This window comes from Alcaligenes sp. Me129, assembly GCF_050487245.1.
In the GTDB taxonomy this organism is placed as follows: Bacteria; Pseudomonadota; Gammaproteobacteria; order Burkholderiales; family Burkholderiaceae_B; genus Alcaligenes; species Alcaligenes phenolicus.
Map to the genome: position 1 here is coordinate 18,977 of NZ_JBKQGX010000024.1, position 19,392 is coordinate 38,368.

18 protein-coding genes are annotated in these 19,392 nt (G+C 56.8%); 15 read left to right on the plus strand and 3 right to left on the minus strand.

Annotation, left to right across the window (positions count from 1 at the left end; all coding sequences use genetic code 11):
* Nucleotide 1: 1 nt before the first annotated feature.
* From ACLPGZ_RS18180 to map, 3 genes are read right to left on the minus strand one after another with little or no spacing between them, the layout of a single operon-like run.
* Nucleotides 2-715 carry a MarC family protein gene (locus ACLPGZ_RS18180; protein WP_035271732.1) on the minus strand — a complete coding sequence of 238 codons (714 nt, stop codon included), beginning with the start codon at nt 713-715 and terminating at the stop codon, nt 2-4.
* Complete coding sequence (locus ACLPGZ_RS18185; RefSeq protein WP_226349372.1) at nt 715-3,294, minus strand: [protein-PII] uridylyltransferase; 2,580 nt, start codon at nt 3,292-3,294, stop codon at nt 715-717. Before ACLPGZ_RS18185 ends, ACLPGZ_RS18180 begins: the two co-directional genes overlap by 1 nt.
* A 3-nt stretch (nt 3,295-3,297) precedes the next feature.
* Nucleotides 3,298-4,101, minus strand: a complete 804-nt coding sequence (map, locus tag ACLPGZ_RS18190; protein WP_009457018.1) for a type I methionyl aminopeptidase — start codon at nt 4,099-4,101, stop codon at nt 3,298-3,300.
* 645 nt (nt 4,102-4,746) lie between these two features.
* On the opposite strand from map, the gene rpsB reads away from it, so the two are divergent.
* The 15 genes from rpsB to rnhB all read left to right on the plus strand — a co-directional run bounded on the left by rpsB (nt 4,747) and on the right by rnhB (nt 19,383).
* Nucleotides 4,747-5,496 carry a 30S ribosomal protein S2 gene (rpsB, locus tag ACLPGZ_RS18195; protein ID WP_021446553.1) on the plus strand — a complete coding sequence of 250 codons (750 nt, stop codon included), beginning with the start codon at nt 4,747-4,749 and terminating at the stop codon, nt 5,494-5,496.
* Between the two features lie 111 nt (nt 5,497-5,607).
* On the plus strand, nt 5,608-6,486 hold the full coding sequence (gene tsf / locus ACLPGZ_RS18200; protein ID WP_009457016.1) for a translation elongation factor Ts: 879 nt from the start codon (nt 5,608-5,610) through the stop codon (nt 6,484-6,486).
* A 93-nt stretch (nt 6,487-6,579) separates the two neighbouring features.
* Entirely contained in the window at nt 6,580-7,296 is a 717-nt protein-coding gene (gene pyrH / locus ACLPGZ_RS18205; protein WP_003799741.1) for a UMP kinase, read from the plus strand.
* A 19-nt stretch (nt 7,297-7,315) separates the two neighbouring features.
* Nucleotides 7,316-7,876: a ribosome recycling factor gene (gene frr / locus ACLPGZ_RS18210; RefSeq protein WP_009457015.1), complete on the plus strand. Its 561-nt coding sequence runs from the start codon at nt 7,316-7,318 to the stop codon at nt 7,874-7,876.
* Nucleotides 7,877-7,901: 25 nt separating this feature from the next.
* Entirely contained in the window at nt 7,902-8,666 is a 765-nt protein-coding gene (gene uppS / locus ACLPGZ_RS18215) for a polyprenyl diphosphate synthase (protein ID WP_035271876.1), read from the plus strand.
* Nucleotides 8,667-8,679: 13 nt separating this feature from the next.
* On the plus strand, nt 8,680-9,534 hold the full coding sequence (locus ACLPGZ_RS18220) for a phosphatidate cytidylyltransferase (protein WP_239054286.1): 855 nt from the start codon (nt 8,680-8,682) through the stop codon (nt 9,532-9,534).
* A gap of 40 nt (nt 9,535-9,574) precedes the next feature.
* Complete coding sequence (locus ACLPGZ_RS18225; RefSeq protein ID WP_239054285.1) at nt 9,575-10,777, plus strand: 1-deoxy-D-xylulose-5-phosphate reductoisomerase; 1,203 nt, start codon at nt 9,575-9,577, stop codon at nt 10,775-10,777.
* An 11-nt stretch (nt 10,778-10,788) separates the two neighbouring features.
* Nucleotides 10,789-12,111, plus strand: coding sequence for an RIP metalloprotease RseP (rseP, locus tag ACLPGZ_RS18230; RefSeq protein WP_239054284.1), 1,323 nt, complete (start codon nt 10,789-10,791; stop codon nt 12,109-12,111).
* Between the two features lie 52 nt (nt 12,112-12,163).
* Nucleotides 12,164-14,506 carry an outer membrane protein assembly factor BamA gene (bamA, locus tag ACLPGZ_RS18235; RefSeq protein WP_088450081.1) on the plus strand — a complete coding sequence of 781 codons (2,343 nt, stop codon included), beginning with the start codon at nt 12,164-12,166 and terminating at the stop codon, nt 14,504-14,506.
* 61 nt (nt 14,507-14,567) lie between these two features.
* On the plus strand, nt 14,568-15,122 hold the full coding sequence (locus ACLPGZ_RS18240; RefSeq protein WP_003799754.1) for an OmpH/Skp family outer membrane protein: 555 nt from the start codon (nt 14,568-14,570) through the stop codon (nt 15,120-15,122).
* A gap of 6 nt (nt 15,123-15,128) precedes the next feature.
* The gene (gene lpxD / locus ACLPGZ_RS18245) at nt 15,129-16,262 is read left to right on the plus strand and encodes a UDP-3-O-(3-hydroxymyristoyl)glucosamine N-acyltransferase (protein WP_060185109.1); all 1,134 of its coding nucleotides are present in this window, start codon (nt 15,129-15,131) and stop codon (nt 16,260-16,262) included.
* A 12-nt stretch (nt 16,263-16,274) separates the two neighbouring features.
* Entirely contained in the window at nt 16,275-16,730 is a 456-nt protein-coding gene (gene fabZ / locus ACLPGZ_RS18250; RefSeq protein WP_003799758.1) for a 3-hydroxyacyl-ACP dehydratase FabZ, read from the plus strand.
* Between the two features lie 3 nt (nt 16,731-16,733).
* Nucleotides 16,734-17,522, plus strand: a complete 789-nt coding sequence (lpxA, locus tag ACLPGZ_RS18255) for an acyl-ACP--UDP-N-acetylglucosamine O-acyltransferase (RefSeq protein ID WP_021446558.1) — start codon at nt 16,734-16,736, stop codon at nt 17,520-17,522.
* Between the two features lie 77 nt (nt 17,523-17,599).
* A complete protein-coding gene (gene lpxB / locus ACLPGZ_RS18260; RefSeq protein ID WP_060185108.1) occupies nt 17,600-18,781 on the plus strand; it encodes a lipid-A-disaccharide synthase in 1,182 nt (393 codons plus the stop codon).
* Nucleotides 18,778-19,383, plus strand: coding sequence for a ribonuclease HII (gene rnhB, locus ACLPGZ_RS18265; RefSeq protein WP_060185107.1), 606 nt, complete (start codon nt 18,778-18,780; stop codon nt 19,381-19,383). The genes lpxB and rnhB overlap by 4 nt, the downstream gene beginning before the upstream one ends.
* The last annotated feature ends 9 nt before the right edge of the window (nt 19,384-19,392 follow it).

Sequence of the window (19,392 nt, forward strand, 5' to 3'; positions counted from 1 at the left end):
ATCAAGAGGAACTTAAAGAATGAAAGGTAGATGCTTCGTGCAGCAAACCCAGGAAAAGTTCATGGAAACCGGCCCAGGTAATCTGCACGCCCAGGCATAAGAGAATAAAGGCGGACAGGCGCATCACGACAGCCGTGCCATTTTTACCCAGTTTGTACAGGAATTGCGATGCAAAACGTAAGGCCAGAAACACGATAAAACTGGCCGCAGCAATAGCAGGCAGCGCGCCAGCCAGCTTGCTCATGGTGCCGGTGACCGAGTTGTCATGCAAGGTCGCCCCTACCGTCAGTGCCGCAGACAAGGAGCCGGGGCCGCAGAGCATGGGGAAGGTCAGGGGGTAGAAGGCTTTGGAGCGGATCTGTTCCCAGGAGTAGGACTCGGCCATGTTCTGCGCATGGGCAGCGTCAAAGTCCGAGGCGTTGATCAGGCGCCAGGCTGTGGCAATCACCAGCAGGCCCCCGCCAATTCGGATGATGGGCAGGGAAATGCCAAAGAAATTCAGCACGATATTGCCCGCGACCATGGCAATGGCCAGCATGATGAAAATATTGATGGCAACTTTCTTGGCCAGCCGAGCGCGATCAGGCACGCTGGCGCCTTCGGTGAGGGTCAGAAAGATGGGAGCGGCCGCAGGCGGGTTCAGCATGGGCAATAGCGTCGCCAATGCAAACAGGAAGCTGCGGCTGACATCAGCAAATACGGAGGAAAGTTCCATTAAGACGGGGTGGCTTGTTGAGAGAGGGCTAAACGTACATCGCGCTCCAGGCGCAATTGATTACGGTTCTGTTCCAGTGCGGCACCGCTCAGGATGAAGACGTCTTCCACGCGATCGCCCAGGGTCATGACTTTGGCCGAGCGCAGTCGCACCTCGTGGTGCTCGAATACTTGGGCGAGACTGTACAACAAACCGCGCCGGTCTGTGGCACTTAGCGTCAAAATCCAGTCCTGCCCTTGCTCTTCCTGACGCAGATCCACGGTGGGCTGAATGGGAAAGACTCGAGCCCGGCGGGAGCGGATGTCGCGGTAGTGGTCGTGCGGGGGCTCGCTAGGGAGCAGGTCTTGCTGGAGTGCCTGGCATAACTCGGTTTCGATCAGCAAAGGGTCGCGCCGCAGGGCGTGGTCGTAGGCGGGCAGCATGACGATGAAACTGTCCAGCGCCCAGCCGTGGCGAGTCGTGTAAATGCGAGCGTCCTGAATGCTGACGGCCTGGCTGTCAAAGTAGCGGCAGATACGTAAGAACAGGCCGCTGGCGTCCTGGGTGTAGACCAGCACCTGCAGGGCGTCGGTTTGGCCGGCAGGGCGTATGCGTACGATGGGTGTCAGGCTGTGGGACTGGTGGTAGAGCTGGATGGTATGCCAGGCGATTTCACTGGCGTCGTGGCGCAGGAAATAGGGCTTGTCCAGCCATTGCCAGAAGTCCTCGCGGGCTTCATCCAGTAGACCAGCCAGACGAATTTCGCCAGCGGCGTCACGCTTGCGTTGATCCAGTACGGACACGCCATCCTTGGCCTGCCGTCCTAAAGCTGCCAGTGACAGCTTGTACAGGTCTTCCAGCAGCTTGCCTTTCCAGGAGTTCCATACCGTTGGGCTGGTGGCCCGAATGTCGGCGACAGTCAGCAGGTACAGGGCAGTCAGGCGGCGTTCCGTACCTACGGTTTGCAGGAACTGGAAAATGACATTCGGGTCGCTCAAATCGCGTTTCTGAGCCACTTGCGACATGGTCAGGTGCTCGCGCACCAAAAACACCACCAGCTCTGCGTCCACCGGCATCAAGCCGTGATCCTGACAGAATGCCAAGGCGTCCTGCGCACCCAGCTCGGAGTGATTGCCGCCACGTCCTTTGGCAATGTCGTGAAAGAGGGCGGCGATATACAGCAGCCAGTGGCGATCAAAACCGCTCATCAGCTGATTGGCCATGGACAGCTCTTCGCTGTGCTCGGCCATGGTGAAGCGGCGTAGGTTGCGTATGACCTTTAGCGTGTGCTCGTCCACGGTGTAAGCGTGGAACAGGTCGTGCTGCATTTGTCCGACGACGCGTCGAAAGACTGGCAAATAGCGCGGCAGCAGGTTCAGCAGATTCATCAGCCGCAAGGTATGCACGATGCCTTTGTTCTGCTGCAGAATTTCCAGAAACAGACGTCGATTCCGGGGCTCGGCCCGGAACTTGGCATCGATCAGGCGGCGGGCGTGCCAGAGGGCTCGCAAGGTATCGGCTTTCAGACCACGCAGATTGGGCTGTTGCTGCAAATGCAGCATGGCCACAAAAATCAAAGAGGGGTCTTGCTCGAAGCCATCAGGCTGACGCAGTTCCAGCTGTCCATGATGAATCTGGAAGTGGCTGTCCAGGATCAGCGGTTCCTGATCGGTTTGCGGGAACAGGTGTTCCTCGATGCTGCGCATCAGGATCAGATTGAGCTGGCTGACAATCTTGGCGGCCCAGTAGTAACGCTGCATCAGCAGTTCGCTGGCGCGTCGGGTGGCCGTGGGTTGAAAACCGTAAATTTCAGCCAGACGTGGTTGCAGGTCAAACAGCAGTCTGTCTTCGGCGCGGCCGGTCAGTAGATGAAGCTCAATACGCAGACGCTTGAAGGCTTCTTCCACGCGTTGCAGAGCTTTCAGCTCGGATTCCGTCAGTAGTTCGGATTGCGCGACATCCACCCAGCTGCGTCCCAAACCGGCTGCCCGTGCCATCCAGAGCAGCACCTGCAGGTCGCGCAAGGCGCCAGGAGACTCTTTGCAATTGGGTTCCAGGGAGTAGGGGGTGTCTTGCAGATGCGCATGACGCTGCTGCTGTTCGGCCTGTTTGGCCAGGAAGAAAGCCTGCGGGTCCATCTGGCTTTGCAGTTGCTGTTGGGCGTGGCGTAGCAGCAATCGGGAACCCGCCAGCCAGCGGCTTTCCAGCAAGGCGGTTTCGGTGGTGATGTCCTGGCTGGCTTGTTCCAGGCATTGGGCGGGCGTGGCCACATTATGGCTGGGAGCCAGACCTATATCCCACAAGGCGGCAACCAGTGCCTGAATCCGGTCTATATCCTCTGCATTGGGCTCGCGCTGCAACAGGATCAGCAAGTCCACATCCGAATGCGGATACAGCTCCCCGCGACCATACCCCCCCAAGGCCGCCAGGCTGGCTTGGCGGGGCAGGGGGTAACGGACCAGAAGTTCACGCAGACCTTGGTCGCAAATCTGGCACAGGCTTTTAAGCAGGCGATCGCAATGCAGGTCTTGCCTGAAGCGCTCGTAGGCCCTAGCCCGGCGGCAAGCAATTCTGTCGCGAAGCTGGGCCAGGAAAGACATGGTTCAGGCCTTGTTGATGATGGCTGGAGGGGCAGGCATGCCGGGCGAGACGGTCAGCACTTCGTAGCCGGTATCGGTTACCAGCACCGCGTGCTCCCATTGGGCCGACAGGCTGTGGTCGCGGGTCACCACGGTCCATTGGTCAGCCAGCGTGCGCAGTTCGCGACGACCGGCGTTGATCATGGGCTCGATGGTGAAAATCATGCCGGGTTCCAGTTTTACGCCGGTGCCGGGTTTGCCGTAGTGCAGCACTTGCGGATCCTGGTGAAACTTCTGGCCCACACCATGGCCGCAGTATTCGCGCACAACGGAAAAACCTTGTTTTTCAGCGTGTTGCTGAATGGCGTGGCCGACATCACCCAGGGTGGCGCCGGGTTTGACTTGATCAATACCCAGCCACATGCATTCGTAGGTGGTTTCAGTCAGGCGGCGGGCCAGGATGCTGGGCTCGCCCACGTAGTACATACGGCTGGTGTCGCCAAACCAGCCGTCTTGAATAATGGTGACGTCCATATTCAGAATGTCGCCATTTTTCAACACTTTGTCGCCGGGGATGCCGTGACAGATAACGTGGTTGACGGAGGTACAAATAGAGCCTGGAAAGGGTGGGTAGCCAGGAGGCGCGTAGCCTACGGTGGCAGATTTGACCCCCAGTTCATTGATGCGCTCCATGCACAGGCGATCCAGTTCGCCGGTCGTGACACCTGCTTTGACAAAGGGAGTCAGGTAATCAAGGATGGATGCCGCGGTCTGGCAAGCAGCGCGCATTTTTTCGAGATCAGTGGGGTCTGTGACGAGAATACTCATAGCAACTTGAACAGGTCTATTGAAAAATAGTAGAATTATAGGCTTTTGTGAATTTTGCAGTTACGCACAGTCCCGTTTGGGGTGATCTGGCGGCTTCCAAGCAAGGCGGTGTCAGGCAGCGCAAGAAGCTGTTTACCGCATTAAATCTAGGTTCTCCTGGGTTGACCGGCTTTTCTCAGGCTTTCTGAATCTTCAGAACTGATGAGTCAAGCAAGGGGTCAGGACAGTCTGCTCCAAGATTGAAAAAAACGCCTCAGGGCGCTGCGAGCCAGCAAAAACACGCAAAATTCACAACGAATACAGGGTCAGCACGATCACAAGCGTTGCAAAAGCAACATGGGCAGCAGCCCGGTTCTTGTTCGACAGAGGCTGACCAGGCAATCCTCTAGGATACACCTGCGAACATTACCCTGTATGCAGGCGGTAGCCAGAAAAGTTTCAGGCTCGGGCCCGGATGGCAGATATCTTGTCTGCCTGCAGGCGTGAGTCCGTTGCAGTGCAGGCGTTCGCTCATGTTGGGCAACGTTTTTATGTTTTAAGTTGTAAATCGCGTGACTGTCCGTCTCGGGGTGTCTGGAATGCAGCACAGGCTGCGGCCCTTACCGGATACCGGGCAGTTACAAGACCAAACCCTTGGAGAACTTTATGTCTTTAATGCGTGAAATGCTGGAAGCTGGTGTGCACTTTGGCCACCAAACCCGTTACTGGAACCCCAAGATGGCTCCGTTCATCTTCGGTCAGCGTAACAACATCCACATCATCAACCTGGAAAAAACGGTTGTTCAGTACGAAGAAGCAACCAAATTCGTGCGTCAACTGGCTGCCCGTGGTGGCAACGTGCTGTTTGTAGGCACCAAGCGCGCTGCTCGCGAACTGGTGGCTGCTGAGGCCGAACGTTGCGGCATGCCTTACGTCGACAGCCGCTGGTTGGGTGGCATGATGACCAACTTCAAAACGGTCAAGACTTCCATCAAGCGTCTGAAGGAAATGGAAGCTCAGATGGCTGAAGGCCGTCTGGAAACCATGAGCAAGAAAGAAGCCTTGATGTTCGAACGCGAACTGGAAAAGCTGAACAAGGCCATCGGCGGTATCAAGGACATGAACAACCTGCCTGACGCCCTGTTCGTGATCGACGTTGGCTACCACAAGATTGCCGTGGCTGAAGCCCGCACTCTGGGTATCCCCGTGGTGGCCGTGGTTGATACCAACCACTCGCCAGAAGGTCTGGATTACGTGATCCCTGGTAACGATGACTCGGCCAAGGCTATCGCTCTGTACGCCCGTGGCATGGCTGACGCCGTGCTGGCTGGCCGCGAACAGAACCTGAATGGTCTGGTTGAAGAAATCGCCGCTGACGAAGAGTTCGTCGAAGTTCAGGCTGACACCCAGGAGTAACAGGCTCACCGCTGTCTGCCAGACACCATCAGTTGTCATGGCAGACAGCTACAGTGACCCTTCGTATCGCCCCGGCTTGCCGGGGCATGTTCTACAGAATTGGAGAAAACCGTGGCTCAAATCACCGCATCGATGGTTAAAGAATTGCGCGAGAAAACCGACGCGCCCATGATGGAATGCAAAAAAGCACTGACCGAAGCCGACGGCGATATGGCACGTGCTGAAGAAATCTTGCGCGTGAAGCTGGGCAGCAAGGCTAGCAAAGCAGCTACCCGCGTTACCGCTGAAGGCCTGGTTTCTGTTTACATCGCTGACGATGCCAAGACCGGCTCCGTAGTTGAAGTTAACTGCGAAACCGACTTTGTTGCCAAGAACGATGACTTCATCGGCTTTATCAACGACGTCGCCCAACTGGTTGCCAAGAACAACCCGGCAGATCTGGCCGCTTTGGCTGAACTGCCACTGGCCGACAGCAATGTCGAGACCGTGCGCGCTGCTCTGGTTGGCAAAATTGGTGAAAACATCTCTATCCGTCGCTTCCAGCGCTACGAAACAGCCGGCCAACTGGCCAGCTACGTTCACGGTGGCAAGATCGGCGTATTGGTTGATTTCGCCGGTGGCGACGAAGAAGTGGGTAAAGACCTGGCCATGCACATCGCCGCGACTCGTCCTAAAGCAATGGACGCTTCGGGTGTTGACGCTGCCGAGATCGAAGCCGAGCGCTCCGTGGCTGCTCAGAAAGCCGCTGAATCCGGCAAACCTGCTGACATCGTCACCAAAATGGTTGACGGCGCTGTTGCCAAGTTCCTGAAAGAAGTGACTCTGCTGAGCCAGCCTTTCGTCAAGAACGACAAGCAAAGCGTGCAGCAAATGCTGGACGAGAAAAAAGCATCGATCGCTGGCTTTACCCTGTACGTTGTGGGTGAAGGCATTGAGAAGCGTGTTGAAGATTTCGCCGCTGAGGTAGCTGCTGCTGCCGGCCAAGCCTAATCTAGCTTGTTTTTTCAGGGCAGGCACCGTAGTGGCGGTGCCTGCCCTGCTGCTTTACACTCTCTTCTGTCTTCGTCACTTGGAATCCCACCCATGACTACCCCTCATTACAAACGTGTTCTGTTGAAGCTCTCCGGCGAAGCGCTGATGGGCGAGGACTCGTTCGGTATTAATCGCAGCACAATCATTCGCATGACGGAGGAGATCGCCCAGGTTGCCCAGTTGGGGGTACAGCTGGCTATCGTGATTGGCGGGGGCAATATCTTTCGCGGCATCGCTCCAGGTGCCCAGGGCATGGATCGTGCGACAGCCGACTACATGGGCATGATGGCTACCGTCATGAATGCGCTGGCCTTGCAAGATGCCTTGAAGCACCGTGGCCTGGATGCCCGTGTGCAATCTGCCCTGAATATTGAGCAGGTCGTAGAGCCTTACATTCGTCCGAAGGCACTGCGTTACCTGGAAGAAAACAAAGTTGTTATTTTTGCAGCCGGTACGGGCAACCCGTTCTTTACTACCGATACGGCAGCAGCCTTGCGCGGCGCCGAAGTGGGTGCGGAAATCGTACTGAAAGCGACCAAAGTCGACGGCATCTACAGTGCCGATCCCAATAAAGATCCAGGTGCGACGCGTTACTCGCGTATCAGCTTTGATGAGGCTATCGTACGCCGTCTGGAAGTGATGGACGCGACCGCCTTTGCCTTGTGTCGCGATCAGAAACTGCCGATCAAAGTGTTCTCCATCAACAAGCCCGGCGCCTTGACGCGCGCGGTCTCTGGTGAAGATGAAGGCACCCTGGTTCACGTTTAAAGTTATAGGAATTTAGTCCATGAGTCTTTCCGAGATTAAAGCATCGACCGACAGCCGGATGGGTAAGTCCCTCGAGTCTCTCAAGACAGGCCTGGCCAAAATTCGCACTGGCCGTGCTACTGCAGGCTTGCTCGATCACATTCAGGTTGAGTACTACGGCTCCATGGTGCCGGTCAGCCAGGTGGGCAACATCACGGTGGTGGATGCTCGCACGCTGAACGTGCAAGTGTGGGAAAAGCATATGGCTGGCCCGATTGAAAAAGCCATTCGTGATAACGAGCTGGGTCTGAACCCCATCTCGATGGGCGAGAGCATTCGTGTGCCCATGCCTGCGCTGACCGAAGAGCGCCGTCGCGATCTGGCCAAAGTGGTGCGTGGCGAAGGCGAAGATGCCAAGGTCGCCATTCGCAACCTGCGTCGTGACGCCAATGACACGCTCAAAAAGCAAGTCAAGGACAAGGAAATCTCCGAGGACGACGAGCGTCGCGCCCAGGACGAAATCCAGAAGCTGACCGACAAGTATGTGGCTGAAGTCGACAAGCTGATCGCCCAGAAAGAAGCCGAGATCATGACGGTCTAACGGCTTTTGCACAGGTGGCTAGGTGATTTCTTTCAGTTCTACCCAAACTATTCCGGAACACGGTCAGGTTCCTGGCCACCTGGCGATTGTCATGGACGGCAATGGACGATGGGCAACCCGTCGTCTTTTGCCACGCACGGCAGGGCACTTGCGTGGTGTGCAAACCGTCCGGCGTATTGTCGAGGCCTGTGGCGAGCTCGGCGTGCGTTATTTGACCCTGTTTGCGTTCAGCTCCGAGAACTGGCGACGCCCTCCTGAAGAGGTGTCTCTGTTGATGGGGCTGTTCGTCAAGATGCTGCAAAAAGAAGTGGCAACACTGAAAAAAAACGGCGTCCGACTTCATATTATTGGTGAGCTATCCGCATTTAGCGAAGAATTGCGCGGGCTGATTGCCGACGCAGAAGAACAAACGCGTGATAACGACACCTTGCATTTGACGATTGCCGCCAATTACGGTGGTCGTTGGGATATTTTGCAGGCGACCCGAAAGGCCTTGGCTGCCAATCCCCATTTGGTCGATCATCCCGAACAACTGGATGAGGCCATGTTCAGTCCCTATTTGGCGATGTCTTACGCCCCCGAACCGGATTTGTTCATCCGCACGGGCGGAGAGCGCCGCATTTCCAATTTTTTGATCTGGCAGATGGCCTATACCGAACTGTACTTTACAGACGCGTACTGGCCGGATTTTGACCGGGCGCAGCTGGAGCAGGCCTTCGAGTGGTATCGTGGGCGCGAGCGGCGCTTTGGGCGCACCAGTGCCCAGGTGCAGGGTAGCCCCGCGCCTTGACGGAGCCTTATCTATGTTGAAACAACGTGTCATCACCGCCCTGATCCTGCTGGTCATTCTGGGCGCGGCCATGCTTGCCCCCGTGCGCTGGCCATTGCTGGCTATTTTTGTCCTGATGAGTACGCTGGCTTGCTGGGAATGGGAGCGCCTGAGCCTGTCCCAGGAGCAGCAGCGTTGGGCCTGGCCCCTGGCCTTGCTTAACGGTGCCTTGATGCTGTGGCTAAGCGTGCACTGGTATCACACCGGCCCGCAAGGGCAGGCGGCTGATTTGGTCTACCGTGGTCTGGTGCCCCTGATGGCGGCCTTGTGGGTCGTAGGCGCTACCGGGCTGGTACAGCAAGGTCAGGCCACACAGCGTGCACAAGGCGTCTTGCTTAGCGTGATGGGTGTGCTCGCTCCTTTGGTCGCCTGGGCCAGCCTGTATCTGTTTCTGCATACACAGGGCATTGTTTACGTGCTCTCCTTGCTGGTCCTGATCTGGGTGGCAGACATCGCTGCTTACTTCGCTGGACGTGCCTTCGGTAAAGCCAAACTGGCCCCGCGTGTCAGTCCGGGCAAGACCTGGGCTGGAGCGCTCGGTGGTATGGTTGCCGCTGCTGCATGGATGTTGATCAGCGCAAATTGGGCCGGCAGTTTCGGCGCCGACGTGCAGCAGCGCTGGGGCTGGGTGGCCACGGCTGCTTTGGGTGTTGCTCTGGCGGCCCTCTCTATCGTGGGTGATTTGTTTGAGTCCCTGCTCAAGCGCCGTGCCGCTGTTAAAGATTCCAGTCAATTATTGCCCGGCCATGGTGGGGTGTACGACCGTATCGACGCCTTGCTGCCGGTTGCTCCCGTGGCCTTGTTGCTAAGTGGGGCGTGGCTCTTTTAGTCCTGCGTGGATTCAAAGTGTTTGCGTCAAGGAAGAACTCATGAGTTTCCAGCATGTTTGTGTGTTAGGAGCCACTGGCTCTATTGGTATCAGCACACTGGATGTGATTGCTCGTCATCCCGATCGGATGGCGGTTTATGCCGTGAGCGGCCACACTCGTATGGAGCTGCTGGCCGAGCAAGCTCGTGACAGCGCAGCCCGCGTTGTTCTTGTGCCGGATGAAGCCGCGCGTAGCCGCTTTCTGGCCGCGTGGCAGGGCGGTGCCTTGCCGGAGATTCGGGTAGGTGCTCAGGCGCTGGCCGACACGGCTGCCGATCCGCAAGTCACTACCGTCATGGCCGCGATTATCGGCGCCGCAGGTTTGCCCTCGGCCCTGGCCGCTGCACGTGCCGGCAAGCGTGTGCTGCTGGCTAATAAAGAAGCGCTGGTTGCTGCGGGTCGTATCTTCATGCAAGCCGTGCAAGAGGGCGGGGCGCAGTTGATGCCCATTGACTCTGAGCACAGCGCCATCTACCAATGCCTGGCGGGTGAGCTGCCGCCGGAACCTGGTCAGCCAGTTGCGGCTCTGCGCCGTCTTTTGGTAACCGCTTCCGGCGGACCTTTCCGCTCGCGCAATCTGTTCGAGCTGGAGGGAGTGACACCCGAGCAGGCCTGCGCGCATCCTAACTGGAGCATGGGCCGCAAAATTTCGGTGGACTCGGCCACCATGCTGAATAAAGGTCTGGAAGTCATCGAGGCGCATTGGCTGTTTTCAGTGCCTGTTGACCAGATTGATGTGGTGGTGCATCCGCAAAGCGTGATTCACTCCATGGTCGAGTACATAGACGGTTCCGTCATGGCGCAATTGGGTCAGCCTGACATGCGTACGGCGATTGCCTACGGTCTGGGCTTTCCGGAGCGTTTGTATAGCGGCGTAGGCTTGCTGGATCTGGCCACAATGGGGCGTCTGGATTTTGAGCAGCCTGATTTTCTGCGTTTCCCCTGTCTGCGACTGGCCTATGATGCCTTGCGCAGCAGTCAGGCCGCCTGCGTGACCTTGAACGCCGCCAATGAAATCGCCGTAGACCGCTTCCTGGAACGGCAGATTGGCTATACTCAGATTCCGGCTGTGATCGAGCATTGCCTGGACAAGCTCAATGGCCGTGCCAGCCAGGCCTTGGATGCTCTGGACGGGGTCTTGGAGCTTGATAGCGAAACCCGTTCGCTGGCGCTGGATTACTGCCGAAGCTCTGCGCGTATTTAACAGGACTTAACATGCTCTTTACCGTGCTGGCTTTCTTGGTAGCGTTGGGCGTGCTGGTGACCTTTCACGAGCTGGGTCACTACTGGGTGGCCCGTCGTTGCGGGGTGCGGGTAGAGCGGTTTTCGATTGGTTTTGGCAAGGTGCTGTACCGCCGTTTTGACAAGAATGGTACCGAATGGGCCGTCTCGGCCTTGCCCTTGGGCGGCTATGTCGCCATGCAAAATGATCCGCCTGCTCATGCCACGCAGGCCCAGATCGACGAATCTTTCAACCACAAACCCCTGCGACAACGCGCCGCGATTGTGCTGGCCGGCCCGATGGCCAACCTGATTCTGGCCGTGGTGATCTACGCTTTTGTGGGCTTGCTGGGTACTCAAGAGCCTATTGCGCAAATTGGCCCCGTTCCAGAAGGGACACCCGCTGCACAAGCTGGTTTCCAGGCTGGTGATCGCCTGATCTCTGTCGATGGCAAGCCGGTGGACTCCTGGTTGCAGGCGCGTTGGGCCTTTATGGACGCCTTGTCCTCGGGCGGCGAGCTGGAAGTGGGCGTCAAGGACACGCTTGGACAGGAACAAAATCGTTACTTGAGATTACCGGCGGGCGAGATTTTGCCAGACGGGCAGGACTTGATGGCCCAGGCAGGATTGGTACTGCGTCCGGCGCGATCCATCGTCCAAGAGGTGTTTAAAGATACGGCAGCCGAACAGGCAGGCCTGCGGGAGGATGACCTTATTGTCCGGCTGGATGATTTGATCGAGCCCGGGATCACGGCTTTCGTTCAAAAGGTGCAACAATCCGCAGGCAAGACACTGGAGCTTGACGTGCTGCGGGACGGCGAAATTCAACGCCTGCTCCTCACTCCTGAAGGTGATGCCAATGCGCAGGGGCGTATCGGTGCAAAAGTGGCTATGGATATGCCCATGACACTGGTGCGTTATGGGCCGATCGAGAGCGTGGAACGCGGATTTACCCGTACCGGGCAGACCTTCTGGTTCTCTTTGAAGATGATCGGGCGCATGATTACGGGGGAAGTCTCTGTACGTAATGTCAGCGGGCCGGTTACTATTGCGGATTATGCGGGCCAGACAGCACGTATTGGCTTGATCGCCTACCTGAATTTCCTGGCCCTGATCAGTATTAGCATCGGTTTACTGAATTTGTTACCCGTACCTATGTTGGACGGGGGGCATCTACTGTACTATGCCATCGAAGCTGTGCGCGGCAAGCCCGCTTCGGAGCGTATGATGCTTGTCGGTCAGCGCCTGGGCCTGGCCTTGTTGGCCCTGCTGATGAGTATTGCTTTTTTTAATGACATCACCCGCCTTTTCAGTTGAGGGCGGGTGGCATACAATTTCCAACCATTTGACCGACCAAGGATTGTCCAGGATGTCGTTTAGCCGGAAACCTACTTTTGCGTTGCGTGTTCTGCCCGTATTGGTGGCAAGTCTGCTTGCTCCCGCCTTGGCGAATGCATTTGCACCGTTTGTCGTGCGCGATATTCAAGTCAACGGCATCCAGCGGGTCGACCCCGGCGCCGTGTTCTCGTCCCTGCCTGTCAAGGTCGGTGAGTCCTTCTCGGAAGAGCAGGCCGCAGACGCGATTCAGCGTTTGTACGCCACGGGCTTTTTCAGCGACGTGCAAATTGACACCAGCACCAATGTGCTGATCGTCAACGTCAAAGAGCGTCCAACCATCGCGTCGGTGTCCTTTAATGGCATGCGCGAGTTCGATGCGAAGAATATTACCAACTCCCTGGCTCAGGTAGGCTTTGGAGAAGGCAGGGTTTTTGACCGTTCCATGCTGGAACGGGCCGAATTCGAGCTGAAACAACAATACTTGTCCAAGGGCAAGTACGGTGTGGAAATCACACCTATCATCACGCCTTTGCCACGTAACCGCGTCGGTGTCAGCTTTGACATTTTTGAAGGCGGTCTGGCCAAGATCAAGGAAATCCGCATCGTCGGTACGGAAGCCGTCTCGCAAGGTGACTTGCTCGATCAGATGGAGTTGACGACTTCGGGCATGATGACCTGGTACACCGGTACCGATAAATACTCCCGCGAGAAGCTGGAAGGCGATATGGAGCGCATCCGCTCCTACTACCTGAACCGCGGCTTTCTGGAGTACTCCGCCGAGGCACCTCAGGTTTCGATTTCCCCGGACCGCAAAGATATTTTCATCACCTTGACCATCCACGAAGGCCAGCCTTACAAGCTGAGCAGTGTCAAGCTGGCGGGTGATCTGCTGGGTCTGGAGGACAAGATCCAGCCTCTGGTCCAGCAGAAAGAAGGCGAGGTCTTCTCCTCGGACAAAACCAGCGCCACTGTGAAATCGATTACCGAGTACTTGGGCGGCCTGGGTTATGCGTTTGCCAATGCCAATCCGAATCCGGTTCTGGATCGCGAAAATCACACAGCTGACTTGACCTTCTACGTCGATCCCGGTCGTCGCGTGTATGTGCGTCGTATCGAGGTAGGCGGAAACGTCCGTACTCGTGATGAAGTGGTACGCCGTGAAATGCGTCAGCAAGAAGCGGCCTGGTATGACTCGGACGCCATCAAGTTCTCGCGTGACCGTATTGACCGTCTGGGCTACTTCAATGAAGTGGACGTGAACACCAAACCTGTGCCCGGTTCGCCTGACCAGGTCGACGTAAACGTGGACGTGAAAGAAAAGCCCACCGGCTTGGTTAACCTGGGTATTGGTTACGGCTCCACTGACAAGTTGATGTTGTCGGCAGGTATCAGCCAGGACAACATCTTCGGTAGTGGTAATAGTCTGTCCTTGCAGGTCAATACCAGTAAGGTGAACCGTGCGGCGGTGATCAGCCACACCAATCCTTTCTGGACTGGCGACGGCATCAGCAAAACCACCTCGATTTACTACCGTCGTACCACGCCTTACCAGTCCAATGATGGTTGGGGTGATTACCAGAACACCGCCATCGGTGCCGGCTTGAACTTCGGTGTGCCAATCTCCGAGTTCGACCGTGTGTTCATGGGCGTGAACTTCGAGCACAACAAGCTCTCTCGCCTCAGCCCCCAGTACACGCCACGTGCCTACCAGGATTACGTGAATGAGTACGGTGAAGGCACAAATACCTTTATTTTCAACCTGGGTTGGTCTAAGGACACCCGTGACAGCGCAATTGCTCCCAACAAGGGCAGCTTGACCAGCCTGTCGGCGGATATGGGGACGATGGACCTGCGCTACTACATGCTGCGCGCCAGCCACCAGCATTACATTCCCTTGGGCCGTGCCTACACGCTGGCTCTGAATGGTGCCATTGATTATGGTCGCAGCATCGGTGGCAAGAGCTTCCCGGTTATCAAGAACGTCTATGCCGGTGGTATCGGTTCGGTACGTGGCTATGAAGGCGCATCCTTGGGTGGTCGCGATACCTTGACGGGTGACTACCTGGGTGGTTCGCGTCGAATGATCGCCAACGCCCAGCTGTACCTGCCATTCCCCGGTGCCTCACGTGACCGCACGTTGCGTTGGTTCGTCTTTGCCGATGCCGGCAAAGTGGACAACACCAGCGGTGGTTGCCCAATGGGTCGCCCTGATCGTCTGTCGGAAGACCCATGCGGTTGGAAGTACGCTGCTGGTCTGGGCTTGTCGTGGGAATCCCCACTCGGTCCTCTGCAGTTGTCCTACGGTCGCGCCTTGCGCGCCAAGGAAGGTGACGACAAACAAGCCTTCCAGTTCCAGATTGGTACCGCTTTCTGATGTTCGTGTTTAGTGGCACAATTGCACTATTCTGCAGCCTAATTAGCAAGGTAGATTTTTCATGAAGTCAAACATCGCATTAAAACTTACAAACATCGCCCGCAGCTTGTCGCGTGGCAATAAAGCGCTCGTTCTGGCTGCCGCGCTGGGTGTCGGCGCCATGACCGCTGCACCTGTTGTTCAGGCACAGACCAAAATCGGTTTTGTCAGCACAGAGCGTATCTTGCGTGATTCCAAGCCCGCCAAAGCTGCCCAGACCAAAATCGAAGCAGAATTCAAGCGTCGCGACGAAGAGCTGGAGCGCATGGCCAACAACCTGCGTTCGCAAGCTCAGAAGTTCGACAAGGACGCTCCTGTGCTGTCCGAGTCCGACCGTGTGAAGCGTCAGCGTCAGCTGGCTGATCTGGATTCCGACTTGCAGCGCAAGCGTCGCGAATTCCAGGAAGACTTCAACCGTCGCCGCAACGAAGAGTTCTCGGCCATTGTTGAGCAGGCTGATGCCGCCATCAAGCGTATTGCTGACTCCCAAGGCTACGACCTGATCATTCAGGACGCCGTTACGGTTAGCCCACGTGTGGACATCACCGAGGAAGTTCTGAAAGCACTGGGCGGTTGATGCACTATGCCGGTATTGCTGAACGTTGATCAGGCTGTACAGCTGTCTGAACTCATAGACGCCATCAACAAGACCGGACTGGATTGCAAGCTGCCAGAAGGCATTAAAGAGCCTATGCCCCGGATTCGGGGCCTAGGCTCTTTGCTTTCTGCGGGCCCGGAGGAAATCAGCTTTCTGTCCAATCCCAAGATGCAGGATCTGCTGGAGCAGACCTCTGCTGCGGTGGTGATTCTGACACCACAAGTCTATGAAGGTCTGGGCTTTGCACCGTCCTTTATCCCGGTTTTGTGCTCGCAACCTTATCTGATGTACGCGCTGCTGGCGCAACGTTTTGATCAGGTACGCATGGCGGATTTGCCCCAGGGCATTCATCCCAGTGCGGTGATTGATGCCAGCGCTGACTTGGGCGAAGGTGTGTCGGTCGGGCCATTCTGTGTGATCGAGGCCGGTGTCAAGATCGGACGGGGCACCCGTTTGGGCGCGCATTGCGTAATTGGCGCAGGCTCCACCTTGGGTCAGGACTGCTTGCTGCACGCACGTGTCACTCTTTACCATCAGGTGCATATTGGTGCACGCGCCATTCTGCATTCGGGTGTGGTGCTGGGCGCGGATGGTTTTGGCTTCGCACCGGATCCCGTGAAAGGGAAGGGGGCGTGGGCCAAGATCGCGCAGATCGGTCATGTACGTATTGGTGACGATGTTGAAATCGGTGCCAATACGACGGTGGACCGTGGCGCACTGGACGACACGGTGCTGGCCAACGGCGTCAAGCTGGATAACCAGATCATGATCGGTCATAACGTGCAGGTCGGTGAACATACCGCCATGGCGGCGTGTGTGGGGGTGGCCGGCTCTACCCAGATTGGGGCACGTTGTACGATTGCCGGGGCAGCGATGCTCTCGGGACACCTGGTTCTGGGGGATGACGTGCACGTCTCTGGCGGTACGGCTGTTACCTCCAACATCAGCCAGCCCGGACGTTATACCGGGGTTTATCCCTTTGCAGGACACCAGGACTGGCAGAAAAATGCTGCCGTATTGGGACAATTGAGCGGTTTGCGCCGTCGCCTGCGTTCTTTGGAACGTCAGCAGGCGGATGGGGCAAATGAATCATCTGAACATATCAATAAACAAAAATAAGCAGGACAGGACATGGAACTCGACATTCGACAAATTATGGATCGCCTCCCTCATCGTTACCCGATGCTGCTGGTCGATCGCGTCTTGGAACTGGTGCCCGGCAAGAGCATCGTCGCCATTAAAAACGTGTCGATGAATGAACCCTTTTTTACAGGTCACTTTCCGCATATGCCGGTGATGCCTGGGGTCTTGATCATTGAAGCCATGGCTCAGGCAGCCGCACTGTTCTCTTTTACCGATCCCGAGGATCCGTACGCCAAAGTGGACAACAAACTGGCCTATTACCTGGTCGGTGTGGATGGCGCGCGTTTCCGCAAGCCCGTGATGCCAGGCGATCAGTTGCGTCTGGAAGTGACGGCTGACCGCATCAGCCGCGCTTTGTGCAAGTACACAGGCCGCGCCCTGGTCGATGGCCAAGTGGTTGCCGAAGCCAAAATTATGTGTGCTATCCGTCAATTGGAAGAATAGTTTATGCGTATTCATGAAACGGCCATCATCGAAGCAGGCGCTCAGCTTGCAGATGATGTCGAGGTCGGGCCTTACAGCATTATCGGGCCCAATGTCACGATAGGGGCGGGCACCAAAGTGGGCCCTCACTGCGTGATAGATGGCGTGACCACGATTGGTCGCAACAACCATTTCTACCGTTTCTGCTCCATCGGGGGCATGCCGCAGGACAAGAAGTACGCTGGAGAACCGACTCGCCTGGAAATCGGCGATGGCAATATGGTTCGTGAATACGTCACCATCAACACCGGCACGGTGCAGGATGTGGGCGTGACCCGTGTTGGCAATGACAACTGGATCATGGCTTACACCCACATTGCTCACGATTGCCAGATTGGCAATCACACCATTATTGCCAATAGCGTCCAGTTGGGCGGCCACGTACATATTGGCGATTGGGCCATTCTGGGCGGTTTGACTGCCGTGCACCAGTTCGGTCGTATCGGTGCGCACAGCATGATTGGTGGTACCAGTTCGGTGCGTCAGGATATTCCTCCTTATGTCATCGGTGCAGGCGATCCTTTCCGTCCTGTCGGTGTCAACAGTGAAGGCTTGGGCCGTCGTAACTTTTCGGCTGAAGCGATTTCGGCGGTGAAGGAAAGCTACAAGCTGCTGTATCGTCGCAAGCTGACGGTGGAGCAGGCGGTAGAGCAAATGCAAGCCTTGCAGGAAACGCAGCCTGACTGCCGTGCCGCGGTTCAGGTCATGATCGACTTCTTGAATGACTCCAGCCGGGGTATTTGCCGACCATGAGCAGCGCCTCCAGCCCATTAGCGGCACGTTCAGACGGGTCGGGGCAAACAGGGGCCAAGCGGGATCTGCGTATAGGAATGGTGGCCGGGGAGCCGTCTGGCGATTTACTGGCGGCTCGCATCATTCAAGGGCTGCGCCAGGGCAATCCTGGCGTGCAGGTAGAAGGCATAGGTGGCCCCGAGATGGCCGCCCAGCAATTCCACCAATACTATCCCATGGACGCCTTGACGGTATTTGGTTACGTCGAGGCGCTCAAACGTATTCCGGGTCTGGTCTCCACCTATTTGGGCATGCGCAATCAATGGTTGCGGCAACGTCCCGATGTGTTTGTGGGCATTGACGCCCCGGACTTCAATCTGCGCCTGGAGCATCGTTTGCGTCAGGCTGGTGTGCCTACGGTGCACTTTGTGGGGCCCTCGATCTGGGCCTGGCGCTACGAGCGTATCCACAAAATCCGCGAAGCGGTTTCCCATATGCTGGTGCTGTTTCCTTTCGAGACGGAGATCTATGAAAAGGAAGGCATTCCGGTGACCTATGTGGGCCATCCTTTGGCAGCGAATATCCCATTGCAGCCGGACAAGGCCGACGCTCGTCGTCGCCTGGGTTTGCCCGAGACGGGTCGTATTCTGGGCGTGTTGCCTGGCAGCCGCTCCTCCGAGGTCAAGATGCTGTCGCCGCGCTTCTTGCAGGCTGTACAGATTTTGCAGGACCAGGACCCGGATCTGATGATTCTGGTGCCCATGGTCAATCCCAAGCGCCGTCAGGAATTTGAAGAGGCTCTGGTTCAGCATCCTATCCGTAACTTGCACATTATTGATGCCAACACAGCGGGTATTCGTCAGCCGGATTCGGAAGGAGTGGTCCGTCCACCCGCCTGGACGGTGATGGAGGCCAGTGACGCGGTGCTGGTGGCCAGCGGTACCGCCAGCCTGGAAACGGCCTTGTACAAGCGTCCTATGGTTATTTCGTATGTGCTCAGCCCCATGATGGAGCGCATCATACGTTGGAAGTCCGGCCAGGACAGGCCGTATGTGCCTTGGGTGGGTTTGCCTAATGTGCTGGCTCGCGATTTTGTCGTGCCCGAGCTGCTGCAAGAAGATGCCGAACCTCAGAAGCTGGCGCAGGAGTGCTGGAAAGCCTTGAGCGATCAGGAGTATGTGGCTCATATCGAGCAGGTCTTTACCGAGATGCATTTAACCTTGCGTCGGGATACCCCCGCCTTGGCGGCCGAGGTCATTTTGAATATGGCGCGTGCATGAAGCAGCTGGATTTATTAGTCAGTGATGTCTCGGCAGGTTTGGTGGCGGGGCTGGACGAAGCAGGGCGTGGTCCCTTGGCCGGTCCCGTTTTTGCCGCTGCTGTGATTCTGGACCCGAACAATCCCATTGAAGGCCTGAACGACTCCAAGAAGCTGACCGCCAAGCGCCGTGAAGCCCTGGCTGTGTTGATCAAGGAAAGAGCCTTAGCCTGGGAAATTGCCAGCGCTAGTGTGGCAGAAATTGATGACATCAATATCTTGCACGCTGCCATGTTGGCGATGCAACGAGCCTGTAATGGCCTGAGCATCAAACCCGAACAAGCCTTGGTGGATGGCAATCGCATTCCAGGCGGCCTGTGTTGCCCCGCAGAAGCCATCATCAAGGGTGACGCCAGCCATGCCGCCATTGCGGCCGCATCGATTTTGGCCAAAACAGCGCGGGATGCGGTCTGCCTGGAATTGCACCGAGACTATCCCGAATACGGTTTCGACCAGCATAAAGGCTACGGGACGGCCTTGCATTTGGATCGTTTGTCCCAGCACGGGCCTTGTCCCGAGCATCGTCGAAGTTTCGCGCCGGTACGCGCATCTTTAGTTAGGTAAGTTCAAGAC

What these genes read in the sequence shown, in the direction of transcription:
- ACLPGZ_RS18180 (WP_035271732.1), bottom strand. Translation starts at nt 715, where the DNA reads ATGGAACTTTCCTCCGTATTTGCTGATGTCAGCCGCAGCTTCCTGTTT.
- ACLPGZ_RS18185 (WP_226349372.1), bottom strand. Translation starts at nt 3,294, where the DNA reads ATGTCTTTCCTGGCCCAGCTTCGCGACAGAATTGCTTGCCGCCGGGCT.
- map (WP_009457018.1), bottom strand. Translation starts at nt 4,101, where the DNA reads ATGAGTATTCTCGTCACAGACCCCACTGATCTCGAAAAAATGCGCGCT.
- rpsB (WP_021446553.1), top strand. Translation starts at nt 4,747, where the DNA reads ATGTCTTTAATGCGTGAAATGCTGGAAGCTGGTGTGCACTTTGGCCAC.
- pyrH (WP_003799741.1), top strand. Translation starts at nt 6,580, where the DNA reads ATGACTACCCCTCATTACAAACGTGTTCTGTTGAAGCTCTCCGGCGAA.
- frr (WP_009457015.1), top strand. Translation starts at nt 7,316, where the DNA reads ATGAGTCTTTCCGAGATTAAAGCATCGACCGACAGCCGGATGGGTAAG.
- ACLPGZ_RS18220 (WP_239054286.1), top strand. Translation starts at nt 8,680, where the DNA reads ATGTTGAAACAACGTGTCATCACCGCCCTGATCCTGCTGGTCATTCTG.
- ACLPGZ_RS18225 (WP_239054285.1), top strand. Translation starts at nt 9,575, where the DNA reads ATGAGTTTCCAGCATGTTTGTGTGTTAGGAGCCACTGGCTCTATTGGT.
- rseP (WP_239054284.1), top strand. Translation starts at nt 10,789, where the DNA reads ATGCTCTTTACCGTGCTGGCTTTCTTGGTAGCGTTGGGCGTGCTGGTG.
- bamA (WP_088450081.1), top strand. Translation starts at nt 12,164, where the DNA reads ATGTCGTTTAGCCGGAAACCTACTTTTGCGTTGCGTGTTCTGCCCGTA.
- ACLPGZ_RS18240 (WP_003799754.1), top strand. Translation starts at nt 14,568, where the DNA reads ATGAAGTCAAACATCGCATTAAAACTTACAAACATCGCCCGCAGCTTG.
- lpxD (WP_060185109.1), top strand. Translation starts at nt 15,129, where the DNA reads ATGCCGGTATTGCTGAACGTTGATCAGGCTGTACAGCTGTCTGAACTC.
- fabZ (WP_003799758.1), top strand. Translation starts at nt 16,275, where the DNA reads ATGGAACTCGACATTCGACAAATTATGGATCGCCTCCCTCATCGTTAC.
- lpxA (WP_021446558.1), top strand. Translation starts at nt 16,734, where the DNA reads ATGCGTATTCATGAAACGGCCATCATCGAAGCAGGCGCTCAGCTTGCA.
- lpxB (WP_060185108.1), top strand. Translation starts at nt 17,600, where the DNA reads ATGGTGGCCGGGGAGCCGTCTGGCGATTTACTGGCGGCTCGCATCATT.
- rnhB (WP_060185107.1), top strand. Translation starts at nt 18,778, where the DNA reads ATGAAGCAGCTGGATTTATTAGTCAGTGATGTCTCGGCAGGTTTGGTG.